The organism is Treponema bryantii (assembly GCF_036492245.1).
In the GTDB taxonomy this organism is placed as follows: Bacteria; Spirochaetota; Spirochaetia; order Treponematales; family Treponemataceae; genus Treponema_D; species Treponema_D bryantii_C.
The window spans coordinates 785,573-809,142 of the sequence record NZ_AP025286.1; the positions used below are offsets into that span (position 1 = coordinate 785,573).

Sequence of the window (23,570 nt, forward strand, 5' to 3'; positions counted from 1 at the left end):
GACTTCAGCTTTTATACATTACAGAATTATTCAACGAATAAGGGAGTTTCCTTCTATAAAAATCAGGAAGAAGGTGGTATGCTAGTATTATGGCAACACGTATAATAAATCCAATTTTACCGGGATTTTATCCGGATCCTTCAATGTGTGAAGCAGACGGATATTTTTATCTGGTTTGTTCTTCTTTTTCATATGTACCAGGGCTTCCTGTGTTTAAGAGTAAAAATCTTGTAGCCTGGGAGCAGATAGGTAATGTAATAGATCATCCTGAACAGCTTGATTTTACTGGAGCTGGTGTATCGCGCGGACTATTTGCGCCTACAATCCGCTTTCATGAAGGAAAATTTTACTGTATTTGTACTCAGGTAGATAAGCTAGGAAACTTTTTTGTTATAGCAGATAAGCCTGAAGGCCCGTGGTCTAATCCAATTCCTATTGAAGGGGCTGAAGGAATTGATCCGTCGCTGTTTTTTGATGATGACGGCACCACCTGGTATATCGGAACTCGTCCGGCTCCAGAAGGTCCAAAGTATAACGGAAACTGGGAAATCTGGATTCAGAAAATTGATCTTGAGACTGGTAAACTGCTTGGAGAATCAAAAGGAATCTGGCGCGGTGCATTGCGTGACTGTGTATGGCCGGAAGGCCCGCATATCTACAAAATTAACGGAATGTACTATCTGATTCATGCAGAAGGCGGAACAGGTCCGGACCATGCAGTTTGTGTTGCCCGCTGTGAGACAATCGACGGCGAGTGGAAGGGAAAGCCTTCTAACCCGATTTTGACACACCGTCATCTTGGAAGCAGAGCCGGCATCCGCAACGTAGGTCATGCTGATCTTGTCTGCTGCGACGGCCGCTGGTGGATGTGCTGTCTTGCAAGCCGCCCTTATGGTGAGAATGGAAAACGTGTATGTAATATGGGCCGCGAAACCTTCCTTGTGCCCGTTATCTGGGAAGAGGGGTGGCCTGTTGTAAGCTGGGAGACTGGTAAAATTGAAGAAGCTTACAGTCTGAGTGGACATGCGGTTAAGCGTGATATTGAAGATTCGAATGCAACAGCGTTTCCAGCTGTAGATGATTTTAATACAGATGACTTAGCTTCTTACTGGCTGAGCCTGAGAAAACGGGATCCAGCTTACATAAATTGTAAGGAAAATTCCGGCGTTCTCAGACTGTATGGCGCTGAACCTGTTAGTAGTGATGGAAATGTTTCAATGGTAGTTCGTCGTCAGACTGGTTTTAGTTTTGAAGCGAGCTGTAAGGCAGATTTTCATTTTGATGAAAATGAAGATACTGCAGGAATTATCTGTTTTCAGAATGAAAAATATAATTACCGGCTGCAGCTTACTCTTAAGGGAAAGATAATTATTCTTCAGCTGGTTCGAGCTGCCGGTGGTGATGACGAGATTCTTGCAGAAGAGGTAATGACCGGCGGTCGTAAAAATGTTCAGATAGTTCTCCGCGTTGTTGCGGAACATCAGAAGCTGAGCTTTGAATATGGACCTGATGAACGGAATATGATGATTCTTGCAGAAAATATCGATGCAAGTATTTTAAGTACTGATGTAGCCGGTGGCTTTGTTGGCACTGTTGTTGGTATGTTCGCTGTTGCGGGTGGTGACTGGACTCAGAAAAAGTTTTTTACAGATTTTGACTGGTTCCGCTACGAAAATAGTGGCAGAGAATGGATTTGTTGAGTAAAATAAGTGTAAGGGGTAGTTATGAAAGGCATTTTTAAAATAAAAGGAATCGTCGGCTCAGGAATGGTTCTTCAGCGAAATAAGATTAACTGTATTTATGGAACCGCTGAAGTTTATTCAGATGTTATCATGGAATTCCGTGGAACAACTTCAATTACACAGTCAGATGAGGACGGAAACTGGAAAATTGAATTCAGTCCTGGTGAGGCTGGTGGACCATTCACAATGAACATTAAATGTGATGAGCATCGTGTTGAGTTTACTGACATTTATGTTGGTGAAGTTTGGGTAAGCTCTGGTCAGTCTAATGCACAGCTCCCTATGGAACGAATGCGCTTTTCATACCCTGAAGATTTTGCACTTCCTAAAAATGATCGTATCCGCATGATTACTATTCCTATCAACTGGTCTCTTGATGACGAGAAGGATGAAATAGTTGATGTCGGCTGGCAGTCTAATGCTGATGAAGGAACTAAAGCTGAAAATATTTCCGGTGGTGTACACTGGGTATGTGCTTCTCCAGAAACTCTCGGCGACATGTCTGGTACCGGTTACTTTTTTGCAAAGAGACTTTCAAAAGAACTCGATGTTCCTGTTGGAATTATCAATGCGAGTCAGGGCGGTTCACCTATTGCTTCATGGCTTAGTATGCAGGCCCTTGAAGAGATGGGTGATAAGAAAGATTATCTGAAGCAGGTTGTTGAATATCTTGCCGATGGCCGTGCTGCAGCAAAACAAAAGGAACTGGCAGAAAATCAGGAAGAGTGGGGTAAGGAACTTTATGGTTCTGCTGCTAAACCTGATTTTAGTGATGGAAGCTGGATTTCTTCAGATGAAGGCTGGACTGAGGTTAAACTTCCTGGAAACTTTACTGTAGAAAAAGCCGGCTTCTACTGGTTTAAGAAGATTGTAGAACTCACTGCAGAGCAGGTAGAGCATTTTAATACATATAAAACCTGGCTCTGGATGGGAACAATTGTTGATGCTGATACTGCCTGGGTGAACGGAGTTGAGGTTGGATCTACTCCTTATCGTTATCCACCGAGACGTTATGCAGTTCCAGCTGGAACTTTACATGAAGGTAAAAATCTGATTGCAATTCGTGTTCAGAAAAACAGTGCAAATGGTCCATTAAGATTCTTTGAAGAAAAGCCTTATTATCTTTTTACAGAGAATACTTTTGTAGCTCCTTGTGTATGCCGTAATTTTGAAGCACGCTATGAATCGCTTTATCCTCTTGATGGAGAGCGTATTGATTTGACAGGCGACTGGAAGATGAAAACTGATGTCCAGGTTCGCGATATGCCTGGTCAGATGTTCTTTGAATGGCTTCCGACAGCTCTTTATAATTCTATGCTTGCTCCATGTTTTAAGCATGCAATTGCAGGTGCATTGTGGTATCAGGGTGAATCTGATGCTACGCATCCGGCAGAGTACAAGAACATGCTTATCAAGCTGATTGACTTGTGGCGTCATAAATTTGTATATGGCTCTAAAGATTTGCCGTTTGTTATTGTCCAGCTTCCAAACTGGAGTGACGGCTGGAATGAGGACATTGCAAGTAAAGATGGCGGCTGGGCAAATATCCGTCAGGTACAGTCTGATGTAGCAGAAATTGCAGGACATACAGGTCTTGCTGTAACAATAGATGCAGGTGAATGGAACGATCTTCATCCGGAAAAGAAAAAGACTACCGGTTACCGTGCAGCAAAGGAAGCTTTGCGTGTTGCTTACGGAAAGAACTTTATTTCACCTTCTCCAAAGGCAGAGTTCTGTGAGTTTAAGAAGGGCCGTTATGTAGTCCGTTTCGACTGTGGAAACTCTTCTCTGGTTGCCTGTAAGACAGATGGAAAAGCTGCTGATTTGAACAGTGAAAATAAAGATAAGAAGGTTTATGGTTTCAGTCTTTTGTGCAGTAAAAAAGGTGTTGAATCTGTGATTGAAACTGATGCTGAACTTATTGATGATAAAACTGTTGCAGTTGAGGTTCCACGCGGTGTAGGTGATGTTCTTGAACTTCGTTACCTCTGGGCAGACAGCCCGGCACCTGTGAATCTGTATTCACGAAATCAGCTGCCTGCAGCGCCGTTTAAGATTAAGCAGAATTAATAAAAAGCCGGCTCATACAAATGAGTCGGCTCGCATAGTCTCGCCTCTGAGGCGTTCTTTCGATGAACCTAAAACGACCCGCTGTCGCAGCTCGTTTTTTAACGGTTCTTCGATTTTAGCCTTATTCTCTTCCATTCCAGCAGTAAGTACACAACTTCTCATGAGGAAGGCCGGTGCTATCCAGCATGTCGTCCAGACGGTGGAATCTCAAAGTAGTAAAGTGTAACTGCTTTCTGATTTCTTCTACCATCTTTGCGTATTCTGGAGTATCAGGATCGCAGTACTTCTGCAAAGTTTCTTCGCTTACGTTGTCGCCTTCGAACTGTTTGATAACACGGCGTGTAATCAAATCCATCTCGCTCTTTGAACGGCTGAAGTTCAAATATTTACAGCCGTAAACAAGTGGTGGACATGCAGGGCGGATATGTACTTCTTTTGCACCGCTCTTGTAAAGGTAGTCTGTTGTTTCGCGAAGCTGAGTTCCACGTACAATCGAATCATCAATCAAAAGAATCTTTTTACCTTCAATCAGCTGCTGAATAGGAATAAGCTTCATATGAGCAACCTGATTTCTGATTTCCTGATTTGTAGGCATGAAAGAACGTGACCAGGTTGGAGTGTACTTGATAAACGGACGGGTGAATGGAATGCCGCTTTCGTTAGCATAACCAACAGCGTGTGCAGTTCCACTGTCAGGAACTCCGGCAACTGCGTCCGGATGAACATTGTCCTTGTCACGGCGTGCAAGGTAGCGTCCACAGTTGTAACGCATTGCTTCTACGTTTACGCCTTCATAGCAGGCAGTAGGGTAGCCGTAGTAAATCCAAAGGAATGTACAGATTTTCATTTCCTTACCAGGCTGCTGGAGAATCTCCATTTTATCTGCTGTAAAGAATACGATTTCTGCAGGACCGAGCTCATGATAATCCTTGTAACCAAGGTTCATGTAAGCGTAGTTTTCAAAACTTGCACAGTAAGCGCCGTCTTTGTGTCCAATTTCAATTGGAGTGCGGCCAAGCTTGTCGCGTGCAGCATAGATTCCATCCTGTGTCAAAATCAGCATAGAGATAGAACCCTTTATCTTTTCCTGAACGAATTTAATTCCTTCAACAATTGTATCTTTGTGATTTAAGAGAGCAACGATGAGCTCGGTCTGATTGATTTCACCACCGCTCATTTCGAGGAAGTGTGTGTAACCTGAGTTGAGTACTTCTGCAACAAGTTCGTCTTTGTTTGTTACGATCCCAACTGTTGTGATTGCAAAGTTTCCAAGGTGTGAGTGAACAAGAAGTGGCTGAGGTTCAAAGTCCGAAATACAGCCGATTCCAATTTTTCCGTGAAGGTCATCAATGTCGTTTTCAAACTTAGTACGGAACGGCGAATTCTGAATATTATGAATTGAGCGCGAAAAGTGGCCGTCGGGATTTACAACCGCAATACCTCCGCGTCGTGTGCCAAGGTGGGAGTGATAGTCTACTCCGAAAAACAAATCCAACGAACAGTCTTCTTTTGAAGCAACGCCAAAAAATCCGCCCATTTCAAACTTCCTATAAATAAATATGCGGACATTATATTGATTTTGATAGATTTTTGCAAACGCCTGGTATTAAGCGTCTATCTGGAAAAGAGCACCGGCCATAGGTTTAGCACCTGCGAGAGCAAAAGACTGCTGTGCAACTGTCTGTTGAAGCTGCTTCTGGTACTGTTCAATAAGCACCTGAGCCTGGTCGTCACTGATGTCTGTAATAGATTCCTTAGGCTGATTTTTGATTGCTGAAATGCGGTCTATAAGTGAGTTTAAGATTCTGATTTTGCTGATTGAAACACCCTGCTGTCCGTTACCTGCTGCAACACCAGAAACATGATCGAAGTGAGAGTAGAGAAGTGCCGAACGGCTTACTGGAACATAAAGCTTACCGGCTGCACCACCAATGGCACCGCTGTAAGAGTACGCGTTACTGAAATTTCCGATTGCACTTGTCATTTTTTTTACTCCTGCCCCTCTCTATACAATTGTCGGAACTGGAGTAAAAAAGATTAGATTTTTTTATGCCCAGATAGCCCAGAGCAGTGCCGCAGCTGCAGCTGTTGTGAGCACTGTAAATGGAGCACTGATTTTTAAGAAGCCAGGGAATGTAATTGGATGTCCTTCTTTTTTGAGGATTCCCATTGCAACAACGTTTGCCGATGCTCCGAATGGTGTGAGGTTTCCTCCGAGACATGAACCAATCAAAAGTGCGAACATAAAGAGTTCTTTCTGAATTCCCATTGCCTGTGCAAGGTTTCCAGCAACCGGAAGCATAACAATGATATAAGGAACGTTATCAACGAAGCCGGAAATCAAGATACTGAACAAAAGAATCAAAAGGAAGCCGAGGAACTTACTGCCACCTGTAACGTGTGCGAGCCAAAGTGCAAAGTCTCCGAGAAGTCCTGTTTCGCTGATGGCACCGACAACTACGAAAATGCCGATAAGGAACGCAATAGTTTCCCAGTCCAGTTCTTTTACAAGCTGCCATACTTCGCTGTAAGTTTTCTTCTGATTCAGGTGATACCATACAAGACCAATCATTCCAAGACCAAGTACGAGACAGCCTGAACTGTAACCGAGCTCGCTGCTCAGGAATGAAATTACTGCAAGTCCTGCAATCATAATCAAAAGAAGCCAGAGTGGTACATAAGAAATTACATCTTCTTTATCAACTGTGGCCTTTTCCTTTGCCTTGCTGAAAAAGCAGTAAAAGAAAATACAGCCGACAAGAAGTCCTGCCTGAATAAAGAAGAAAATAGAAATCTTTCCCTGAGATACAAAGAAGTCGTTGAAAGTGTAGTGTGCATAACTTGCAAAAATCATGCTTGGAGGATCACCAACGAGTGTGGCTGTTCCTTCGAGGTTTGACATAAGTGCCAGTCCAATCATAAATGGAACCGGATTCAACTTGAGTTTTCTTGAAAGTGCAAGGGCAATTGGTGCCATTACGAGAACAGTCGCTACATTTTCAACGAAGATTGAAATTATACCGGTCATTGCGAGAATTAAAACTACGGCAATTCCGGTGCTTGGAGAGATGGTAACCAGCGCGTCCGCGATACGTGCCGGGACACGCGAGTAGATAAAAAGCGCGGCAATAATCATACTGCCTACATAAATCATAAGAATATTCCAGTTAATCAGTTCAAGAAAGATATGCTGAAACAGTTCTGCAGGACCAGCCAGCTGACTGAATACGTTTCCGCCGATTGCGCCACCCTGACACAAAAAGCCGAGAACAACTACAGCAAGGGCTGCAACCGAAGTCATCCACACTTTCTTTTCCTGAAAGATGATTACAAGTAAGTACATTACTAGGGCAAGCGACAGAATTATCCATTTGATTTCCATAAACACTCCAGATAAAAAACGGTGGTTTCGATACACCGCTATTGCGGCACTTAACCACCGTTTTTAATTTCATTGTATTATTTTATTACACGTTAAACTTGAAGAACAGAACATCTCCGTCCTGAACAACGTATTCCTTACCTTCCTGTCGGTACTTGCCGGCTGCCTTGATTGCAGCTTCGTCTTTGTACTGGCGAAGGTCGTCGATTGTGTATGCTTCGGCCTTAATAAAGCCTTTTTCAAAGTCTGTGTGGATTACACCGGCAGCACGTGGAGCTTTGTCACCTGCGTGAATTGTCCAGGCACGGCATTCATCTGGTCCGCCTGTAAAGAAGGTACGGAGTCCCATCAAGTGATATGTCTTGCGTGCAAGAACTGCGAGACCACTTTCTGTAAGACCAACACTTTCCATAAAGTCTTTGCGGTCTGCTTCATCTGTAATTTCTGCCAAATCAGCTTCGAACTTACCGCAGATTACAACAACTTCAGAGTTTTCTTCTGCAGCATATTTCTTTACGATTTCAACATATTTGTTTGTTTGAGCTTCAATAGAAGCTTCATCAACGTTAGCTACATAAATTGTAGGCTTCATTGTAAGAAGGAACATATCGTAAAGTGCATTCTTTTCGTCGTCTGTAAGATTTGCTGTGCGGGCACATTTTCCGTCCTGAAGAAGCGGCTTAATTTTTGCAACAGCAGAAATCCATGGTGCGTATTTCTTTTCTTCTTCTTTTCCGAGAGAGCGGATAGCGCGTGTTACCTTGTCCTGGCGTGCTTCAATTGTATTCAAGTCTGCCTGGCAGAGCTCCCAGTTGATTGTAAGAATATCAGTTTCAGGATCAATTGGAGCTGCTTCGTTTGCATTGTCGCGAACGTGCATAATATCAGGGTTATCAAAACAGCGAACAACGTGAGCAATTACAGAACACTCGCGGATGTTTGCAAGGAACTTGTTTCCAAGACCTTCACCGTTACTTGCACCCTTAATCAAGCCTGCAATATCAACAAACTTTACGCTTGCAGGTGTCTTCTTTTTAGGATTATGAATGCTAGCAAGGAAGTCGAGACGCTCATCAGGCAAATCAACAATACCAATGTTAGGATCAATTGTACAGAAAGGGAAATTCTCTGCCGCAGCAGGAGCCGCAGTCAAAGCCGAAAAAATAGTAGACTTTCCAACGTTTGGAAGTCCAACGATACCACATTCAAGTGCCATATATTTTACCTCAAAATTATTATCAGATTATGCCTGTTCAACAGCTTTTGCCAGCTGATCAGCGCAGCTTGTGCTCTTAAAACCGCAGGTGTTGCCCTTAAGTTTTGCAACAATTTCTTCGGCTGTCATGCCGTCGCAGAGCTTGGAAATTGCCTTAAGGTTGCCGTTACAGCCGCCTTCGAAACTGATGTTTGTGATTGTGCCGTCATCGTTCTTTGTAAAAGTAATAGAGCGTGCACAAACGCCCTGAGTCTTATAAGTTGTTTCCATATAATAGATAATATAATGAAAAGGGGAGGATTTAACAAGAACGGTCTCTGAACGTATCTTTTCGATTTTTGAGCGGAATTGAAGGTTTATATTTCTTCCAGTTCGTCGAGTTCTGCCATATTGTCTAAATCGTCTGAATCTTTGTCTTGAGCCGCTTCATCTATAAGTGAATCTGCCATAAATTCCGTGTTATCAAAAATATAATCACTATGACGCGCAAGTACATGACTGAAGTCTACACAGAGGACCTTATAAAGATATTGCTGCTCGCTTACAATGGTATCAAAATCTTCCAGAACAAATTTTGAAATAGCAGGATCCAGCTCACCAGCTTCTGTCATTTTTGTGATTATCGATTTTGTTTTATCTGTGGAGAACTCGGCTTTATAACTTCGGCTGTCATTAAGTGCACTTGTAATGTCTGCAACTGTAAGGATTCTTTGGATAAGATTCAGTTTATCACCGGTAAGATGCTGCGGGTATCCTGTTCCGTTCAGCTTTTCGTGATGGCGGTAAACGTTTTCAATAATCTGTTCTGGCGCATGACCGGAAAGAATCCTTTTTGAATGATTTACATGATGCTTCATAATGTCCATATCTTCCGGGGAAAGCTTTCCTGGAAATTCAAGAATACGCTGAGGTGTTGCAATTTTTCCAATGTCATGAAGAATCGCACTGCAGTAAAGTTCCGAAAGTTCTTCCGGATTAAGTTTCATTCTCTTTCCCAGAGAGAGGGCATAACACGAAGTGTTTATTGCATGACTTACTGTATATGTGCTTTTAAAATCCAGAAAATAAATCAAAAGTTTTTCGAGCATTTCTGAATCTTTTTTTTCAAATGTAATTGTGTTCAGATAATCTGATAATTCATCAACAAAGTTATCATCTTTTACTGCTTCAACAAGAACATTATCTCTATTTGCAATATTAAAGGCTCTCACATATTCAGTATCAAAATAGCCTGGGGCAATCTCGTTAATATTTTCCGGTAAGTATTCATCTCCATGATGATAAAGATAGGCACTTATTCTTGCGCACAGATAAATGATAGCTTTATATTTTTCCTGATAAAGGAAATGCTTCATGTCCTCGTTAAATGGCTGTGTAAAATTTTCAAGGGCAAGCGCATCATCTCCCAGAGGTGTCATGTATTTTAGATAGTAACATGAAAAGACGTATTTACTTGTGATTTGTTTTTCTTCTGAGAAAAAATCAATATTAGTGTCGTGAGGATTGTAGCCGAAAATAGTGTCTTCCCTGAAATATCCGAGAGTGTGATATAAGGCAAGTACAACTATATTTCTGGTATTAAGACGATTATCGTTAATAGTTTCAGTGAGTTTCCAGGCCAGATAAGCTGTTCTGAGACTGTGGAAAGTAATATTCTTGTTTATACTTCCCAACATCTTTAGAGATATATGAATTATCTGAGCTGGTGTTAGAATCTGTGTTAAAGAATCTAAACTCTCTTGAATATGACTCATCCTACTCCATTATCGGCAAATGGCTACATAAAAGTGAATTACGGAATCAAGCGGTTAAGTGTGTAGTCTCGTTGCCTCCAGTTTTTATCTACTTTGACCTGTAAATCAAGGTCAATTTTCTGAATATAAATTTCGCTGAGTTTTCGCACAGCAGCAGTTCTGATTTCTTTGATTTTTGAAGCGCCTTTTCCGATTACGATTCCCTTCTGGCTTTCGCGTTCAACACAGAGGAAGGCGCGGATCCATAATTTCTTTCCTTCGTTGCGGTGCTCAATATCTGCAACTTCAACATAAACTGCATGAGGAATTTCATCCTGAAGACGGTTGATTGCCTCTCCACGGATTATTTCACAGACACGGAAAGTAAGATCCTGGTCGGTGTAAAGCTCTTCATCATAAACTGGCTCTCCTTCCGGAGAAATATCATAAAGTGCTTTCAGGACTTCATTTATTCCAGTATCTTTTTCGGCCGACATTTCGAAAATGCGGCTGCCTGGAATATTTGGCAGCTGTTCACTTACAAACTGACGTACTGGAAGTGGGCGGCTGGCTGGTAAATCACACTTGTTGATTGCAACAACAACCTTCGACTGCAAGGCTTTGAGAAGGGCAGCAGTTTTCGCCTCTTCTTCACCAGGGGCTCGGGTAGAGTCAATTACATAAAGAACACAGTCGATTCCTTCGAGCTGGCTTTCTGTAACGTTTCTAAGACGAAGGTTGAGTTTCTTTTCTGAATCATGATAGCCAGGTGTATCAATAAAAATCAGCTGGCCGAAAGAAGTATTTACAATACCTTTAATTGCGTTTCGGGTTGTCTGCGGAATAGGAGAAACAATACTTACAGGTTCCTGGCAGGCAGTGTTGAGAAAGGTAGATTTTCCGGCACTAGGGCGTCCTATGATTGCAACAACGGCTGTGCGCAGAGGTTCATTATTTTCGTTAGATTTAATTTCATCACTCATATTTTTACTATTATATCAGTAGATTTCTCTCCCCGCAACAATAGAAAATAACCTAGCATTTTGAAAATAACTGTGTTAAAATATTCTATTATGACTGATTTTAAGGTTCATAACGGAAAGCCTATGGGCTTTGGCGCGGTGCTTACTGAAAGCGGCGTGAATTTTTCCATTTATAGCCGTGATGCAACAAAAGTGAGCCTTGTGCTTTTTGAAAGTGAATATGACCAGAAGCCTGGCCGTGTGGTTGAGTTTGATCCTCATGCAAACCGCACTGGCGATGTATGGCACATTTTTATAGAAGGACTTAGAGAGGGAGCACTTTATCTTTATAAGGTTGATGGACCATACATTCCTCCAAAAGGACTTCGTTTTAATTCCAATAAATATCTTTTTGATCCATATGCTAAAGCATTTACCTCTGGATCTGTTTTCCGTTCATATAACAAACAGTGGAAGCAGGGCTTTGAAGGAAATATCGGCGGAGAACTTCAGGATCTTTCTGATTTCCCGAAATGTGTTGTAGTAAAAGATGATGCTTTTGACTGGGAAGGTGACCGCCCGTTAAACAGACCTCTTGAGCATACTGTAATTTATGAAACCCACGTAAAGGGCTTTACTGCTTCAGAAACTTCCGGAGTTCCTCGGGAAATTGCGGGTACATACCGCGGATTTGAGGAAAAAGTTGAGTATCTGAAGTCTCTTGGAATTACCGCCGTAGAGTTTCTTCCTGTTTTTGAATTTGATGAAAATGAAAACGCTAATACAAATCCACGAACAGGGGAGTTGCTTGTAAATTACTGGGGCTACAGTACAATCGGATTCTTTGCCCCAAAAACAAGCTATTCTGCAGACCGAAGTCCGGGTGGACCTGTACGTGAGTTCAAGCAGATGGTAAAAACTCTGCATAAGGCCGGAATTGAAGTAATTCTTGATGTAGTTTACAACCATACAGCAGAGGGAAACGAGCGCGGTTATACCTTTGAGTTCCGCGGACTTCAAAACGATGTTTATTATTCTCTTCCTGCAACCGATCAGAATTATTACATGAATTTCAGTGGCTGTGGAAACAGTATGAACTGTAATAATCCTGTTACAGCACAGTTTATTTTAGACAGTCTGCGTTACTGGGTTCTGGAAATGCATGTAGACGGTTTCCGTTTTGATCTTGCGTCTATATTAACCCGTGCACAGAACGGAGCTCCTATTTCCAATGATCTGCCACTGCTTACAGCTGCTATAAATGATGATCCTGTTCTGGCTAAAACTAAAATAATTGCTGAACCTTGGGATTGTGCAGGCTTGTATCAGCTTGGCGGATTCCCCGGTGGACGGAATAACCGCTGGAGTGAATGGAATGGCCGGTTCCGTGATGATATGAGACGGTTCCTTCGTGGTGATGAGCATCTTTCTACTGCCGCAGCTACCCGTATAAGCGGAAGTTCAGACTGTTATAATCATGATGGCCGTTCACCGCTTTCTTCCATCAATTTTATTACTGCACATGATGGTTTTACGCTCAATGACCTTGTAAGTTATAACGGAAAACATAATGAAGAAAACGGTGAATGCAATCGTGACGGTTCTGATGAAAATTTAAGCTATAACAATGGTTTTGAAGGGGATTGTACCAATCCAAAAATTGAACAGTCCCGCCTTAGAACCATTAAAAACTTTTTGATTTACCTGATGGTTTCGCAGGGAGTTCCGATGCTGCTCGGTGGTGATGAAATCCGCCGTACCCAGCAGGGAAATAATAATGCATACTGTCAGGATAATGAACTCAGCTGGTTTAACTGGAATCTTGCAGATAAAAATAAAGGTCTTTTGCGTTTTACTTCCAGACTTATAGAAATGCGCCGTGCTCATAATATTTTCAGCCGTGTAAAATTCTTCAGAGATACTTATGAGACGGGTGCAATTCCAGAAATATCATGGTATGATATAAATGCAAAGGTACCAGACTGGGCAAAAATGAATCGGTTCCTTGCGTTTAAGCTGGATGGTCTTGAAGTTGACAATGATTTTTACGTTGCAACAAATCTTGATCAGTATGACCTTACAATTACATTACCGACATTACCAGGAAACAAAAAATGGCACCGCGTTGCGGACACTGCGTTTGAGAGTCCTGATGATATATTAGAAAGAGGAAACGAGGAGCTTTTGACTGAGCAGAGAAGGTATGTTCTGATATCAGGAGCTACTGTAGTTTTAATGAGTAAATAGATTTCCGGAGGTTTATTTATTATGGAATTCAACAAAGAAGAGTTTAAGGCGAATCTTTCAGCAAGACTTCGCCGTCAGTACGGAAAGGATATTTCACAGGCAAATAAGCACGACCTTTTTGATGCGGTTTCTGCTTCTGCGCTCGAATTGATTATGCCTAACTGGATGGCAACCCGCAACGAGTATGATAAAAAGCCTACAAAACAGCTTTATTATCTTTCAGCTGAGTTTTTAATGGGACGTGCTCTCAGTAATAACCTCATTAACTGCGGTATCAAAGAATCTGTAAATGAAGTTCTTAAAGAAATGAATATAGACTTCAACATGATTGAAGATGAAGAGCCTGATGCAGGTCTTGGAAACGGTGGTCTTGGCCGCCTTGCAGCCTGCTTCCTTGATTCTCTTGCAACCCTGGACTACCCTGGACACGGATACGGAATCCGCTATGAATACGGTATGTTCGAGCAGCGCATTGAAGACGGCTATCAGGTTGAATATCCAGATAACTGGCTGCAGCACCGCGACCCTTGGGAAATCAAACGTTCTGACCTTGCAGTAACTGTAAAGTTCGGCGGAAACATTGCTTACGGAAAAACTCCGGACGGACAGCCTCGCTTCTTCATCGAAAATGCAGAAGAAGTAACAGCTACTCCTTATGATATGCCAATCATCGGTTTTGATACAAAGACTGTAAATACTTTGCGTTTGTGGCAGGCATCGAGCCCTAACGGATTCGACCTTCAGCTCTTCAACAACATGGATTATAACCGTGCCGTAGAACGCCAGAACAGCGCAGAAAATATCAGCCGCGTTTTGTATCCAAACGATAACGGTCCAAGCGGAAAGGCTCTCCGCCTCAAGCAGCAGTATTTCTTCTCTTCTGCTTCGCTCCAGGACCTCGTTCGCCATTATGTAGCAGACTACGGAACAGATTTCTCTAAGTTTGCTGAGCTCCACGTAATTCAGCTCAACGATACACACCCTGTAGTTGCAATTCCTGAACTTATGCGTATTTTGATTGATGAATACAATGTAAGCTGGGATGAATCATGGGATGTAGTAACTCATACATTCGCTTATACAAACCACACAATTCTTGCAGAAGCTCTTGAGAAGTGGCCAATTGAAATCTTCCAGGGACTTCTTCCACGTGTATATCAGATTGTTGAGGAAATCAACCGCCGTCTCGTAATTGAGCTGCGCCAGAAGTTCCCTAACGATTACTACAAGCACGAGCACATGGCAATCATCCATAACAACATGGTTTATATGGCATGGATGGCAATTCACGCCTGCTTCAGCGTAAACGGTGTTGCAGAACTCCATACAGAGCTTTTGAAGACTGCAGAACTTAAAGACTGGTACACACTTTATCCAGAGAAGTTCAACAACAAGACAAACGGTATTACACAGCGCCGCTGGCTCTTGAATGCTAACCCTAAGCTTGCTGCTTTCATTACAGAAAGAATCGGTCACGGCTGGGAAAAAGAATTGTCTAAGCTTAAGGATCTTGAAAAATATATTGATGATGATGCTTCAATCAACGAACTCATCAAAATCAAGACAGAAAACAAGCAGGCTCTTGCAGATTACCTCAAGCACGCTCAGAATGAGTTCCTTGACCCTGAAAGTATTTTTGATGTTCAGGTTAAACGTCTCCATGAATACAAGCGCCAGCTTTTGAACATTCTTCATGTAATGTACATCTACAACCGCCTTGTTGAAGATCCAGATTATAACCCTCCTGCACGTACATTTATCTTTGGTGCAAAGGCTGCTTCCGGTTACCGCCGTGCAAAGTCTATCATCAAACTGATTAACACAGTTGCAGAGCGAATCAACAACGACCGCCGTGTCCGCGGAAAGATTCGCGTTGTATTCGTAGAAAACTACCGCGTTTCTGTTGCAGAAAAAATCTTCCCTGCTGCCGATGTTTCAGAGCAGATTTCTACTGCTGGTCTCGAAGCTTCAGGTACATCAAACATGAAGTTCATGCTCAACGGTGCTCTCACTCTTGGAACTATGGACGGTGCTAACATTGAGATTTTTGAAGAAGCTGGAAAAGAAAACGGCTTTGTATTCGGTCTTTTGACAGAAGAAATCAAGAAGATGGAAGCAGAGCACTCATACAATCCACAGGAATATCTCGACTGCAATCCTGCTCTTGCTAAAGTTGTTGAACAGCTTGTTGACGGAACTTATGATCCGACACACCAGCTTTTCAAGGAACTTCACGACTCTCTCGTATACGGTGTAGAAGGTCAGCGCCCAGACGTTTACTACGTTCTTGCAGACTTCGATTCATACTGCAAGGCAAAGGAAAAAATTGCTGCAGCATATGGCGATAAGAAGCAGTGGGCTAAGATGGCATTGAAGAACATAGCCAACGCCGGTAAGTTCTCAAGCGACCGTACAATTGAAGATTACGTTCGCGATATCTGGCACTTGAAGAAGGTTGAAGTAAAGTAAGCTTTTTTCAGAAATTCTAAGTCTTAAAAACACACAGACTGTGGGACCCGCAGTCTGTGTGTTTTTTTATGAACCGAAATTTTATATAGTTGTCTTGACTCCAACCTTCTTTAATTAGTACATTTCACACATGAATAAAAAACTTGTATCTCTGCTTGCCAGTGCCGGCCTTCTGCTTACCGCCGCTATCTGGGGATTTGCGTTTGTCGTTGTAAAGGATAGTCTTGATTATATTGGTTCGTTTTATATGGTGGCAATTCGATTTTCGATTGCGGCTGTGGGAATGGGACTCATTTTCTTTAAGAAACTTAAACTGATAGATAAAAAACATCTTTTGAAAGGAGCTGTCACAGGATTTTTTCTTTTTATGGGCTATCTTGCGCAGACTATCGGCTGCTTTTATACAACTGCCGGTAAGAATGCATTTCTGACAACTGTTTATGTAATTTTGATTCCAATTATCAGCTGGCCGCTTTATAAGAAACGTCCGGCAATTTTTGTTTTTATTGCGGCTGCCATGTCTATGACGGGAATTGGACTTCTTGCTCTTGGTGGAAATGATTTTGCAGGAGGAGGCGCGGGGAGTGGTTTTAACCGCGGTGATGTGCTTACTCTTATCTGCGGGCTTTTTTATGCGCTGCATATTCTGTGGACAGAAAAATGTAACAGGGAAGGTTGTGATGTAATCATCATAACAATGCTGCAGTTTTTCTTTGCTGCTGTTTTCGGGTGGATTTCTGCACCGATAGCAGACGGACATTTCCCTCTGGAAGTATTGAATAATTCTAAAGTTATAGTTTCAATGCTGTACCTCGGTCTTTTAAGTTCAATGCTTTGTTTCAGCCTGCAGAATATAGGATTAAAATATGTTCAGTCATCACTGGCATCTTTATTTTTAGGTTTTGAATCAGTATTTGGAATCTTTTTCAGTACATTGTTCCTTCACGAAGCATTTACACCCAGAATGTTTGCAGGGTGTTTCTTGATTTTTATTGCAGTAATTCTTGCGGAGAACGGAAATAAACTTTTTAACCGATAATTAAAGAAAAAATATTAGGAGGAATGCTCTTATGTTAGTTGCTTTAACGTCGGTTAACGAAAGAAAGGTTTCTTTTGAAACTTCTAAAAACGAAGGTCCGTTTTTCTGTCCTTGCTGTAAAAAAGAAGTTGGCTTAAGAAAGGGGTACAAAAAGGTTCATCATTTTTACCACATCAGCGACAATCCAGACTGTCCGATTCCTAAAGAATCAGAAATTCATTTAAGAATTAAAAAAGAAATGTATGAGCATTTTAACAAACTTAGAAATTGCAGAAAGTGTGAGCTGGAACGAAATCTGGGTGATGTACGCCCTGATATTTCCTTGTATATTGATGATACTCCGGTTGCTATTGAAATTCAAAAGTCAGACATTAGTTGTGATTTAATACGCCAGAGAATGCAAAGGTATAGTCATCTTGGAATTTATGTATTATGGGTTTTGCCTGAATTATTAATACATGAGAAAGCGAATTCCTGGGGAGAAATCAAAAAGTATCATAATCTGAAAGATTGGGAAAAATTTCTTCATGTAATGTATAATGAGCGGCTTTATTACTGGAATGGTGGAACTAACGTTGATGCTGTTCATTTTGAGCCTGCACGTCTGTTTCATGATGGTGATGAATACGGTGATTCATACTGGTATGATGCAAAGAAAAGAATGGTACCTGATTATCTGGAGAAACAGCTGTGTGTTGAAGATAATTTTACTTATTCACAATGCAGAGCGGGTAGTGTAAAGGTTTCTACCGGATATGAGCAAATTCCACAGTGCCGTATCTTTATTGATACTACACCGGAATGGTGGCTGGATGATAATGATGCATAAATATTGAATATATATGCATAAAATTGTATATTTATAAATCGAGGTGTTTATATGAAGAAAATTACTATTGTATGTGCAGCTCTCGCTGCAGCTCTTGCATTTGCAGGATGCTCTAAATCAAAGGTAGAAATAAATTCTGTTGCAGATCTTGCAGGAAGAAAAATTGGTGTTCAGGCTGGTACAACAGGTGAAGCCTGGGTACAGGATAATGTTGCTGGTGCAAACATTGCATCTTTCAAAACAGGAATGGATGCAGCTCTTGATCTTAAGAATCGTGCAATTGATGCAGTAGTTCTTGATGAACTTCCAGCAAAGGCAATTGTTGACCGCAATCCAGATCTTAAGATTATTCGTGATAAGGTATTTGCTGATAATAAGGAAGCTTATGCTATTGCTGTAAAAAAGGACAATGTAGATCTTCTTACTGTCATCAATAAGACAATTTCTGATATGAAGGCAAATGGTGAGTACGAGAAACTCGTAAATGCATTTATGCCTGTTGATGGAAATATTGTTATTCCTGCAAATGAAGGTTCTTCTGGAAATTCTATTGTAAAACTCGGAACAAATGCAGCTTTCCCTCCATTTGAATATGTTGAAGGAAAGAATATTGTTGGTTTTGATATCACAATGGGACAGAAAATTGCAAAGAATGCCGGAATGAAGCTTGAAGTTGTAGATATGGCATTCGACAGCCTTATTCCAGCTCTTCAGTCTGGAACAATTGACTTCATTGCTGCTGGTATGTCTGTAAATGAAGAGCGCAAAAAGAACGTTGATTTCTCTGAGACTTATTTTGAGTCTGAGCAGGTTATCATCGTTCGCAAATAAAGCCTAAAATGATACGTAGGCTACGATGATGTCAAGGCACGCTTTGCTTAAAGCCTTGACATCATCGTTTTCCAGGTTGAAATAAATTTTCAACCTGAAATCAGAGGCAGGCTGTGCCTGCCGACTTTTACATTCCCGCAGTAAATTGCGGGAATATTTATTTTTTAAAGGAATTATATGATTCAATCTTTTATTGACACAATGATTTCGGGGCAGAGGTACATGCTGATTGTGGAAGGTTTGGGAATTACACTTCTCATAGCCTTCTGTGCAATCATAATTGGAACTGTAATTGGCTTCCTCCTTGCTCTGATGAAGGTTTCTGGAAATAAGATTCTTAAGGCTGTTGCAGAGGTATATACTACTGTGCTTCGTGGAATTCCTCTTGCTACACAGCTTATGATCTTTTATTTTGTAATTTTTGCTCCATTGGGATTAAACAGACTTCTTGTTGCAATTCTTGCTTATGGTTTTAACTCTGGTGCGTATTGTACAGAAATCTTCCGTGCAGGAATTCAGGGAATTGACCCGGGCCAGACTGAAGCCGGCCGTTCACTTGGTTTGAGTAAGTGGCAGACTGTTTTTAAGATTGTTCTTCCTCAGGCTGTAAAGGCTGTGCTTCCAACTTATACGAGTGAGTTTATTGTTTTAATAAAAGAGACTTCTGTTGCAAGCTTTATTGCTGTAATGGATATGACAAAAGCCGGAGATATGATTCGTAATGCTACTTACAATGCCTGGATTCCGCTTTTAACCTGTGCGGCAATTTATCTTGTCCTTACTGTAGGACTTACAAAGCTTTTCGGCATGCTCGAAAAAAGGATGGCAAAAAGTGATAGAAGTTAAAAACCTTAAAATCAGCTTTGGAAAGCTGAATGTATTAAAAGATGTATCAATTAAAATTGAAAAAGGCGAAAAAATAGTAATTATCGGACCTTCTGGTTCTGGAAAGAGTACATTTCTCCGCTGCTTAAACAGACTTGAGACTCCTGATGGAGGCCAGATTCTGTTTGAGGGCAATGATTTAACAGATCCAAAGACAAATCTTGATCTTTGCCGCCAGAAAATGGGGATGGTTTTCCAGCATTTTAATCTTTTTCCTCATCTTACTGTTTTGCAGAATATCACTCTTGCACCAGTAACTCTTAAGCTTAAAACTCCAGAAGAAGCTGAAAAAGAGGCTATGGAACTACTTGAAAGAATCGGTTTGCCAGATAAAGCTAATGTATATCCTTCTACTTTGAGTGGTGGGCAGAAGCAGCGAATTGCTATTGTTCGTTCCCTTGCAATGCATCCTGATGTAATGCTCTTTGATGAGCCAACTTCAGCTCTCGATCCTGAAATGGTAGGTGAAGTACTTGAAGTTATGAAGGATCTTGCACGAGATGGAATGACAATGGTTGTTGTAACTCATGAAATGGGCTTTGCACGAGAGGTTGCAGACCGCGTTCTGTTTATGAACGAAGGTTATATTGAAGAAGAAGGCAGTCCGGATGAGCTTTTTCAACACCCGAAAAGTGAACGTTTACAGCAGTTTTTTAAATCTATCCTGTAAAAAATAATCTTTTTTTATACAAAAAATCAGCACACAAACAGCACAAATTGAATGACCACAGTAATATTACAGGTAACTGTGGTTATTTTTTGTATAACCATGGTTAAATATCAAAAAAAGTTATTGACGACAGGTTATTTTCGCTGTATGTTATAAACATAAATTAAAGTTACATTAAAGTTAAAAAGTATGAGATTAAGAAAGTTACAAATGAAAAGACAATTAGCATTATCCTTATACAGAAGCGTTGCTAAGAAGAGAGTTTATTCGGAGAACCGGTTTATCATCGGTGAGAGAGTTCTTGGACTGTAAGTTTGGAGAGTCTACAGTCTAAGAACTTTTTTTTTGTCTAAAAATACTTTATAATTCCCAATAATGGTTAAAGAAATCTCAATTACAGTTGAAGCCAAGGATGAAAAGAATCTTTCGCTTCATGACAGTCTTATCCGCAGGGAACTCAAGAAAAATAATATAAAAGAAGCTCAGTTTGAAAAGGTTTTTGTAAAGAAATCTATTGATGCACGACATGGGCAGTTGAAGCTGCATTTGCGTTATAAGATTTATATTGGTGAAAAGCCGGAAGCTGCAGGTGAATGGAATCCAGCCTGGAAATCTTGCAGCGGAGCAGATGAAAAGCATACGGTAATTATAGTAGGTGCGGGCCCGGCAGGACTTTTTGGTGCACTTAAGCTTCTGGAAAGCGGCATAAAACCAGTTATAATTGAGCGCGGCTGTGAGACCCGCCAGCGAAAAAAGGATATTGCTTTAATAAGTACTCGAGATGTTGTAAATGCGGACTCGAATTACTGCTTTGGCGAGGGCGGGGCGGGTACTTTCTCGGACGGAAAATTATATACGCGCAGTAATAAGCGCGGAGACATCAGTTCTATATTGAAAATCTTTCATTATTTTGGCGCGGACGAAAAGATTCTGACCGACGCTCACCCGCATATAGGAACTGACCGGCTCCCACAGGTAATAAATGCTATGCGCGATAAAATTATTGAGCTGGGCGGTGAGTTTCACTTTAATAAGCGTGTAACAGATCTGATTACTGAAAATGATAAAGAAGCCCGCGGTGAGGCAGAAATAAAACTGCGCGTATGCGGCGTTGAAACCCGGAATGTAATTACTGGAGAAAAGAGTGATTTTCATGGGACTGCGGTACTACTTGCAACGGGACATTCCGCTTCTGATATTTATGAAATGCTTGCCCGCGTAGCCCCTGCTGCTCTGGAAGCAAAGACTTTTGCGGCTGGTGTTCGTGTAGAGCATCCTAGAACTCTGATTGATTCAATTCAGTATCACGGGCGGGGGGCGGATGCAGGCCTTGGTGCTGCTGAATACAGAGTTACTACTCAGGTTGATGGACGCGGAGTATATTCCTTCTGTATGTGTCCGGGCGGATTTGTTGTTCCTTCAAGTTCTGGCCCTGATGAAATTGTTGTAAACGGTATGTCGGCTGCAGCACGTAATTCCAAATGGTCAAATGCAGCTATTGTTGTTGAGATTCGTCCGGAGGATATTCCTGCAGAATTTATGCAGGCTGCAGAAAAAGTCGGCTGTCCTCAACTGGCCGGATTGTTCTTCCGCCGTGAAATTGAACAGCTTGCGTTTAAAAATGGAAACGGCCAGGCTGCTCCAGCTCAGCGCCTCACTGATTTTCTTGCCGGCCGAAAATCTTCAGATTTACCTGTTTCAAGCTATACTCCGGGTATTGTTTCTTCTGAACTTGGACTCTGGCTGCCTGCTCACATAAGCGAACGCTTAAAAAAGGGCTTTGTACAGATAGATCAGAATATGCATGGCTTTATATGTAAGGATGCTTTGATGATTGCTGCTGAAACCCGTACAAGTACGCCTGTGAGAATCCTCAGGGACAAAGAAAGCTATGAATGTACTGAACTTTCCGGCCTGTATCCTGCAGGTGAGGGCTCCGGCTACTCGGGTGGTATTGTTTCCAGCGCTATGGATGGCGAAAATGCCTGTAGTCATATTACGTCTAGGATAAAATAACCAAGGTTATTTTTAATAACATTTAGTTATTGGTAAATTTATTTTTTTATGTTATAATTAAAAACATGAATAGTAACAGAATCAGCTCGGAGAGGGTTGTTGCTGTTGTCGGTTTATTTTTCCTACTTATTGCAGCTATTACAAGTCTTTTTTTTAACGGTGACCCAAAATCAATTATTGAGAAGGTCGCTGATACAAATATTGTGATTCCAGTTGTACATTTTCTTTGTGTAGGTCTCACAATCATACATATTATCCGTCCTAATTCGTATCTCATGCTTGCTATTCTCCTGATTGAAAGCGAGCTCACAATTTTAACTCATTATGAAGAGTTGGGAATTTTCTTTTTCTATGCAGCTGTTATCTTTATGTTATGTACAGATTTTCTGGCTGAGAAATCAAAGAAACCTATCTGGATACTTTTTGTAATTCATTTTATTACTCTGTGTCTTACTTATACTCATGGTATTAAAGCTATGCTTATAGATATTGGATATTCAGTTTTCTGTTATTCTTTTTATCTATGGATTTATTCTATTCTGAAAGCAAAGTTTTCTTGTCTGATTCCAAAGAATGTCCGTGAGAATAATACTATCATTGGTAAGCCAGCTGGTTCGGTAATAAAGCTTTCTGATTATAATCTTAATGAACGTCAGCGAACTTATCTGATGGAACATATTCATAACAAGCTAAGCTATAAAGAAATAGGCGAAAAATATTTTGTAAGTCTTTCAACTGTAAAAAAGATTTTTGCAGATATTTTCAAAATCTTTAATGTGTCGAACATTGAAGAATTGCGCCTGCTTCTCCTTCAGTACCAGGTCGAAGAATAGTTCGTCGTGCTTGTGACGAATCTCTTTTTATGATATAACTCTGATATGAAAGTTGCGATTTTTTTCGGTTCTAAGTCCGACAAGGACACCATGAAAAAGGCTGCCGACATTCTCTCAGAGTTCGGCGTGGAATACAAGGCATTTATCATTTCTGCCCATCGTGCCGGGGCTTTACTTAAGCAGACAGTTGAACAGGTTGAAAAAGAAGGCTTTGAGGTAATCATTGCCGGTGCAGGTCTTGCTGCAGCTCTTCCTGGTGTTATTGCAGGCGAAACTACTTTGCCTGTTATCGGTGTTCCGCTTGAGTGTGTTTCTGACAAATCAAATGGTCTTGGCGGTATGGATGCACTCTTGTCTATCGTACAGATGCCTCCTCAGATTCCGGTTGCAACAGTTGGTATTAACAACGCAAAGAATGCGGGATATCTTGCTGTTCAGATTTTGTCTATCAAGTATCCTGAACTTAAAGAAAAGTTAGTTTCATTCAGAAAGAAACTGGCTGATGACGCTGCAGCTACAGGTTTAGACGTTAAGTTCTAGCAGAAATAACTGAGGGAGACAGCCGGGCATAGCTCGTCTGTGTGCATTTTGGGGGTCAATCCTAAAACGACCCGCTGGCGCAGCTCGTTTTTTAACGGATTTTCTA

At 41.3% G+C, this 23,570-nt stretch carries 19 protein-coding genes; 12 read left to right on the plus strand and 7 right to left on the minus strand.

The genetic code is table 11. The annotated features are described in order from the left end of the window. Positions 1–89 precede the first annotated feature (89 nt). Both AABJ44_RS03780 and AABJ44_RS03785 read left to right on the plus strand, forming a co-directional pair. On the plus strand, positions 90–1,700 hold the full coding sequence (locus AABJ44_RS03780) for a glycoside hydrolase family 43 protein (RefSeq protein WP_338370548.1): 1,611 nt from the start codon (positions 90–92) through the stop codon (positions 1,698–1,700). 24 nt (positions 1,701–1,724) lie between these two features. Further along, a complete protein-coding gene (locus AABJ44_RS03785; protein WP_338370551.1) occupies positions 1,725–3,812 on the plus strand; it encodes a sialate O-acetylesterase in 2,088 nt (695 codons plus the stop codon). A gap of 121 nt (positions 3,813–3,933) precedes the next feature. Here the strand turns inward: AABJ44_RS03785 and AABJ44_RS03790 are convergent, their stop codons facing one another. The 7 genes from AABJ44_RS03790 to era all read right to left on the minus strand — a co-directional run bounded on the left by AABJ44_RS03790 (position 3,934) and on the right by era (position 11,087). Continuing rightward, complete coding sequence (locus AABJ44_RS03790) at positions 3,934–5,349, minus strand: amidophosphoribosyltransferase (protein WP_074643288.1); 1,416 nt, start codon at positions 5,347–5,349, stop codon at positions 3,934–3,936. Between the two features lie 69 nt (positions 5,350–5,418). Continuing rightward, the gene (locus tag AABJ44_RS03795; protein ID WP_074643285.1) at positions 5,419–5,796 is read right to left on the minus strand and encodes a hypothetical protein; all 378 of its coding nucleotides are present in this window, start codon (positions 5,794–5,796) and stop codon (positions 5,419–5,421) included. Between the two features lie 63 nt (positions 5,797–5,859). Further along, positions 5,860–7,194: an ArsB/NhaD family transporter gene (locus tag AABJ44_RS03800; RefSeq protein WP_338370553.1), complete on the minus strand. Its 1,335-nt coding sequence runs from the start codon at positions 7,192–7,194 to the stop codon at positions 5,860–5,862. Between the two features lie 85 nt (positions 7,195–7,279). Further along, on the minus strand, positions 7,280–8,410 hold the full coding sequence (gene ychF, locus AABJ44_RS03805) for a redox-regulated ATPase YchF (protein WP_074643280.1): 1,131 nt from the start codon (positions 8,408–8,410) through the stop codon (positions 7,280–7,282). Positions 8,411–8,437: 27 nt separating this feature from the next. Next, positions 8,438–8,680 (minus strand): TIGR03905 family TSCPD domain-containing protein, encoded by a 243-nt coding sequence (locus AABJ44_RS03810; RefSeq protein WP_074643277.1) that lies wholly within the window; start codon positions 8,678–8,680, stop codon positions 8,438–8,440. Positions 8,681–8,766: 86 nt separating this feature from the next. Next, positions 8,767–10,164: an HD-GYP domain-containing protein gene (locus AABJ44_RS03815; RefSeq protein ID WP_074643274.1), complete on the minus strand. Its 1,398-nt coding sequence runs from the start codon at positions 10,162–10,164 to the stop codon at positions 8,767–8,769. A 38-nt stretch (positions 10,165–10,202) separates the two neighbouring features. After that, positions 10,203–11,087 carry a GTPase Era gene (gene era / locus AABJ44_RS03820; protein ID WP_338371288.1) on the minus strand — a complete coding sequence of 295 codons (885 nt, stop codon included), beginning with the start codon at positions 11,085–11,087 and terminating at the stop codon, positions 10,203–10,205. Between the two features lie 129 nt (positions 11,088–11,216). On the opposite strand from era, the gene glgX reads away from it, so the two are divergent. The 10 genes from glgX (at position 11,217) to purE (ending at position 23,464) form a co-directional block, all read left to right on the plus strand. Then, positions 11,217–13,352 carry a glycogen debranching protein GlgX gene (gene glgX / locus AABJ44_RS03825; RefSeq protein ID WP_338370557.1) on the plus strand — a complete coding sequence of 712 codons (2,136 nt, stop codon included), beginning with the start codon at positions 11,217–11,219 and terminating at the stop codon, positions 13,350–13,352. Positions 13,353–13,373: 21 nt separating this feature from the next. Continuing rightward, positions 13,374–15,821, plus strand: a complete 2,448-nt coding sequence (locus AABJ44_RS03830; RefSeq protein ID WP_338370559.1) for a glycogen/starch/alpha-glucan phosphorylase — start codon at positions 13,374–13,376, stop codon at positions 15,819–15,821. A 130-nt stretch (positions 15,822–15,951) separates the two neighbouring features. Next, the gene (locus AABJ44_RS03835) at positions 15,952–16,860 is read left to right on the plus strand and encodes a DMT family transporter (RefSeq protein ID WP_338370560.1); all 909 of its coding nucleotides are present in this window, start codon (positions 15,952–15,954) and stop codon (positions 16,858–16,860) included. Between the two features lie 31 nt (positions 16,861–16,891). Continuing rightward, positions 16,892–17,689: a competence protein CoiA gene (locus AABJ44_RS03840; protein WP_338370562.1), complete on the plus strand. Its 798-nt coding sequence runs from the start codon at positions 16,892–16,894 to the stop codon at positions 17,687–17,689. Between the two features lie 51 nt (positions 17,690–17,740). Continuing rightward, on the plus strand, positions 17,741–18,520 hold the full coding sequence (locus AABJ44_RS03845; protein ID WP_074643259.1) for a transporter substrate-binding domain-containing protein: 780 nt from the start codon (positions 17,741–17,743) through the stop codon (positions 18,518–18,520). 222 nt (positions 18,521–18,742) lie between these two features. Next, the gene (locus AABJ44_RS03850; RefSeq protein WP_256210357.1) at positions 18,743–19,366 is read left to right on the plus strand and encodes an amino acid ABC transporter permease; all 624 of its coding nucleotides are present in this window, start codon (positions 18,743–18,745) and stop codon (positions 19,364–19,366) included. Continuing rightward, positions 19,353–20,075, plus strand: coding sequence for an amino acid ABC transporter ATP-binding protein (locus AABJ44_RS03855; protein ID WP_338370566.1), 723 nt, complete (start codon positions 19,353–19,355; stop codon positions 20,073–20,075). The genes AABJ44_RS03850 and AABJ44_RS03855 overlap by 14 nt, the downstream gene beginning before the upstream one ends. 375 nt (positions 20,076–20,450) lie before the next feature. Continuing rightward, positions 20,451–22,091 (plus strand): NAD(P)/FAD-dependent oxidoreductase, encoded by a 1,641-nt coding sequence (locus AABJ44_RS03860; protein ID WP_338370569.1) that lies wholly within the window; start codon positions 20,451–20,453, stop codon positions 22,089–22,091. A 65-nt stretch (positions 22,092–22,156) separates the two neighbouring features. Then, on the plus strand, positions 22,157–22,924 hold the full coding sequence (locus AABJ44_RS03865; protein WP_338370571.1) for a helix-turn-helix transcriptional regulator: 768 nt from the start codon (positions 22,157–22,159) through the stop codon (positions 22,922–22,924). A 45-nt stretch (positions 22,925–22,969) separates the two neighbouring features. Further along, positions 22,970–23,464, plus strand: a complete 495-nt coding sequence (gene purE, locus AABJ44_RS03870) for a 5-(carboxyamino)imidazole ribonucleotide mutase (protein WP_338370575.1) — start codon at positions 22,970–22,972, stop codon at positions 23,462–23,464. The last annotated feature ends 106 nt before the right edge of the window (positions 23,465–23,570 follow it).